The sequence below is a fragment of the Pelomonas sp. KK5 genome, assembly GCF_001984095.1.
Taxonomy (GTDB): Bacteria; Pseudomonadota; Gammaproteobacteria; order Burkholderiales; family Burkholderiaceae_C; genus KK5.
The window spans coordinates 1-4349 of sequence record NZ_LYVQ01000349.1 but is presented as its reverse complement, the minus strand read 5'-3'; the positions used below and the strand labels follow the sequence as shown (position 1 = coordinate 4349).

Below are 4349 nucleotides of genomic sequence, written 5' to 3'. Positions count from 1 at the left end.
GCGCAGCAGCGGTCTCGATGGCGCGACGGTTGTCGTCGATGGCGCTGCGCAGGCCGGCGGCGTCGGCGGCGGGGAAGTAGGCGGTGCGGCAGTAGGCGGCGACCTTGAGCCCGGCCGCGCGGATGGCGGCGGCGGCACGCTCGGGATGGCGCTCGTCGACCTCCTGGCGCCAGGGCGTGATCCAGCCGAAGCCGGCGGCGGCGATGCGTTCGGCGCTGCGCTCGATCGGCTCGCGATAGCCGAGCGTGGCCGTATTGATGCAGCAGCGCGAGAGGGTCAGGTCTTGCATGATCTTTTCAGAACCTGGAGATCAGCAGGCCGCCGTCCACGCGCACCTCCTGCGCCACCGTGTAGGGCAGCAGGCCGGCGGCCATCGTGCGGATCACGCGGGCCACATCCTCGGGCAGGCCCCAGCGCGGGGTGGCGGTCATGCCCTGGGCGATCAGCGCGTCGTACTTGGGCTTGGAGGGCGCGGTCATCTCGGTGAGGATCAGGCCCGGCTGCACCTCGTAGACACCGATGCCGGGCGCCGCCAGGCGCAGGGCGAACAGGCGGGCGGCCATCGAGAGCGCGACCTTGGACATGCAGTACTCGCCGCGCTCCACCGTCGCGGCCACCGCATTGGACGAGGTGACGAAGACGATGCTGCGGGGCTGGTCGCCCGGTTCGTCGGCCAGCATCGCGCGCGCCACCGCCTGTGTCAGGAAGAAGGTGCCGCGGGTGTTGATGTCGAAGCAGCGGTCATAGCTTTCGGCGCCGACCTCCAGCAGATCGCCGCGCTGCATGACGGACACGCCGGCGTTGTTGACCAGGCAGTCGATGCGGCCGAACTCCTCCTGCACCGCGGCCACGAGCGAGGCGTGGCCACTGGCATCACCGATGTCCAGGTCGAAGGCGCGATAGCGGCGGCCCAGCGCGGCAACCTCGCTTCCCAGAGAGGCCAGGCGATCCTCGTCGCGCAGCGCGACGGCGACGATGTCGAAGCCCTCTTCCGCGAGGGCCAGCGCGGTGGCACGGCCGATGCCGCGCGAGGCGCCGGTGACGATGGCGGTGCGTGCTGTTGTCGTCATGACGGTCAGGCCTTCAGCAGCTGGCGGGCGATGATGACCCGCTGGATCTGGTTCGTGCCCTCGTAGATCTGCGTGATCTTGGCGTCGCGGTACAAGCGCTCCACTTCGTAGCCGCGGATGTAGCCGCTGCCGCCGAAGACCTGGATCGCGTTGGCCGTGTGGGTGACGGCCATGTCGGCGGCGAAGCACTTGGCCATCGAGGACGCCGCAGTGGCCTCGGTGCCCGCATCGATCTTGCCGGCCGCCGCGCGCACCAGCAGGCGCGCGGCCTCGGTGTCCTTGGCCATGTCGGCCAGCATGAACTGGATGGCCTGGAAGTCGCCGATGTGCTGGCCGAACTGCTTGCGGATCTTGGCCTGCTCGACGCTGGCCTCCAGCGCCGCCTGCGCAATGCCCACCGCCAGCGAGGCGATGCCGACGCGGCCCTTCTCCAGCACGCTCATCATCATGTGGAAGCCGCGGCCCTCGGTGCCCAGCAGCGCATCGGCGGGCAGTTGCACGGCGTCGAAAGCCAGCTCGCCGACCTGCGAGGCGCGCTGGCCCATCTTGTGTTCCTTCGGGCCGCGCGAGACGCCGGCCAGCGCGCAGTCGACGATGAAGATGCTCATGCCGCGCTTGCCGGCGGCCGGGTCGGTGCGGGCCAGGACGAAGGCCACGTCGGCCACCGGCGCGTTGTGGATCCACAGCTTGGCGCCGCTGAGCGACCAGCCGGTGGCCGTGCGCGTGGCGGTGGTCTTGATGCCGGAGACATCGCTGCCGGCGCCGGCCTCGGTGATGCAGTAGGCGCCGCGCTGGTCGGCGCGCAGCAGCGGCAGCAGCCAGCGGTCCTGCTGGGCCGGCGTGCCGTGGCGCGAGAGCAGCGTGCCCAGCAGTTCCAGCAGGCCGCACTGGTCGGCGATGGAGGCGTAGCCGCGGCTCAGCTCCTCCATCACGATGCTGTAGGCCAGGCAGTCCAGGCCGGCACCGCCCATCGAATCCGGCACGGTGATGCCGAACAGGCCAGCCTCGCCCATCGCCTTGTAGATGTGGGCGGGGAAGCTCTCGTCGCGGTCCAGGCGCTCGGCCTCGGGCCGGATCACTTCATTGGCGAAACGCCGCGCCATGTCGGCAACCTGCTGGTGTTCCAGTGAGAGATTCATGGGGTCTGTTTCCTTCGCACTTGACTGCATTAACTGGTTAGTTAATAAAATGGTAGTGCAGCAAAGCCGATTCGGCAAGCACCTTTGATGAAGGAAGAACGCGATGAAGACAGCGAACGTGGTGGATGCGGACCGGATGGCCGCGGAGATCTTCGACGGCGCCACCGTCGTGCTCAGCGGCTCCGGCGGCGGCCTGCTGGAGGCGGACCACATCGCCGCGGCGATCGAGCGGCGCTTCCTCGCCACCGGCCATCCGCGCGATCTCACCTTGATCCACGGCCTGGGCATCGGCGACGGCGTGGCCAGCGGCATCAGCCGCTTCGCGCACGAGGGCCTGGTGCGGCGCGTGATCGGCGGGCACTGGACCTGGTCCAAGCGCATGCAGGCGCTGGCGCGCGAGGAGAAGATCGAGGCCTACACGCTGCCGGCTGGCGTGATCCAGACGCTGCTGCGCGAGTGCGGGGCGGGCCGGCACGGGTTGGTGACGCATATCGGGCTACACACATTCGCCGACCCGCGGCATGGCGGCGGCCGCTGCAATGCGCGGGCAACGGAGGATCTGGTCGAGCTGGTCACGCTGGGCGGGCGCGAGCTGCTGTGGTTCAAGCCCTGGAAGATCGACTTCGCGCTGATCCGCGGCACCAGCGCCGACCCGCAGGGCAACCTGACGGCGCGCGAGGAGCCGGCCGACATGGATGCCTTTGCTTGCGCGCTGGCCGCGCACAACGGCGGCGGGCGGGTGTTCGCGCAGGTGCGGGAGGTGCTGGCGGAGCCGATCACGCCGGCGCGGGCTGTCTCGGTGCCCGGCATCCTGGTGGACAGCGTCTGCGAGTTCGCGGCGCAAAACCAGACCACCGGCGCCGCCTATGACGCGACGATCAGCGGCGAGCTGCCCGCCCCCGATTCATGCGGCATGCCGGTGCTGCCGGAAGGCTTGCGCTACCTGATCGCGCGCCGCGCCGCGCAAGAACTGACCCCGCGCAGCTGCGTGAATTTCGGCTTCGGCCTGCCGGACGGCATCCCCGCCGTGGCTCGGGCCGAGGGCATCGCGATCGACTGGACCGCCATCGAGCAGGGCCCGCACAACGGCGAGCTGCTGGGCGGCCACCTGTTCGGCGCCACGCGGCACCCAAGCGCCATCGTCAAGTCCACCGAGCAGTTCGACTTCTTCAGCGGCGGCGGCATCGATATCGCCTTCCTCGGCATGGGCGAACTGGACGCCGATGGCAATGTCAACGTCTCCTGGCTGGGCGACAGCATCGTCGGCCCGGGCGGCTTCGTGGACATCACGCAGCGGGCGAAGAAGGTCGTGTTCTGCGGCAGCTTCGAGGCCAAGGGGCTGGAGGTGGAGCAAGGGGAAGACGGCCGCGTGGTGATCCGCAACCCGGGCAGCGTGCCCAAGCTGGTCGAGAAGGTGCGGCACATCACCTTCAGCGGCCGCCGCGCGCGTGCCGAGGGGCAGAAGGTGGTCTACGTGACGGAGCGGGCCGTGTTCGAACTGACGGCCGACGGGCTGCAGCTCAGCGAGGTGGCGCCGGGCATCGACGTTGTCAAGGACGTGCTGGAGCGGATGCCTTTCCCGGTTCGCCTGCATCCATCGCTGGCCCCGGCGCGCTGACGCGTCAAAGTGCCGATTGCCATTCCGGAGGAAGCGCACGGGCGTAGAGTCGGCCCGTCGAGCTAACGAGTTATGCCGGCGCCAGTCCGGCGGCGGGAGGATGGGATGGATCTCTCGATGATGGCAATGCTCGCCGGCGGCATCGTGGCCGGCGCCCTGGCCGCGGGCGCTGCCGCCTGGTGGCTGTGGGGGCGCAGGCTGGCGGCCAGCCTGGAGCGCGTCGCGAAGCTGGAGCAGAACCGGCAGGTCTCCGACCAGTTCGCGAGCCAGGCGCGGCGCCAGATCGGCCAGTTGCAGGCCGAGATGGCCGAGTTGCGGCAGCAGGCTGCCCGCTCGCGGTCCTCGCGCTCCAAGACGGCCCCGGTCCACGCGGAGCAGGACGACCTGCTGCTGCGCGAAGTGCAACGCCCAAGCCCCGCGGAGCCCTTCCCTGCCACGCAGATCCTGCCTCGCAGCAGGCCCTGAACGCCAGAAGCAAAACAGCCCAGCGGCCGTTAGGCCCTGGGCTGTTTCTTCTTGCTT

At 69.8% G+C, this 4349-nt stretch carries 4 protein-coding genes and 1 pseudogene; 2 read left to right on the top strand and 3 right to left on the bottom strand.

Going from position 1 to position 4349, the window contains the following annotated elements:
• From B0W88_RS30000 to B0W88_RS29990, 3 genes and pseudogenes are all read right to left on the bottom strand, one after another.
• Window positions 1–289 (bottom strand): annotated as a pseudogene (locus B0W88_RS30000) (sugar phosphate isomerase/epimerase); the annotation flags it as partial.
• A 7-nt stretch (window positions 290–296) separates the two neighbouring features.
• Window positions 297–1070 (bottom strand): 3-ketoacyl-ACP reductase, encoded by a 774-nt coding sequence (locus B0W88_RS29995; protein ID WP_077038175.1) that lies wholly within the window; start codon window positions 1068–1070, stop codon window positions 297–299.
• 5 nt (window positions 1071–1075) lie between these two features.
• Window positions 1076–2209 carry an acyl-CoA dehydrogenase family protein gene (locus B0W88_RS29990; protein WP_077038174.1) on the bottom strand — a complete coding sequence of 378 codons (1134 nt, stop codon included), beginning with the start codon at window positions 2207–2209 and terminating at the stop codon, window positions 1076–1078.
• Window positions 2210–2312: 103 nt separating this feature from the next.
• Between B0W88_RS29990 and B0W88_RS29985 the strand changes: the two genes are divergently transcribed.
• Window positions 2313–3827, top strand: a complete 1515-nt coding sequence (locus tag B0W88_RS29985; protein WP_077038173.1) for an acyl CoA:acetate/3-ketoacid CoA transferase — start codon at window positions 2313–2315, stop codon at window positions 3825–3827.
• 117 nt (window positions 3828–3944) lie between these two features.
• Window positions 3945–4292 (top strand): hypothetical protein, encoded by a 348-nt coding sequence (locus B0W88_RS29980; RefSeq protein ID WP_077038172.1) that lies wholly within the window; start codon window positions 3945–3947, stop codon window positions 4290–4292.
• The last annotated feature ends 57 nt before the right edge of the window (window positions 4293–4349 follow it).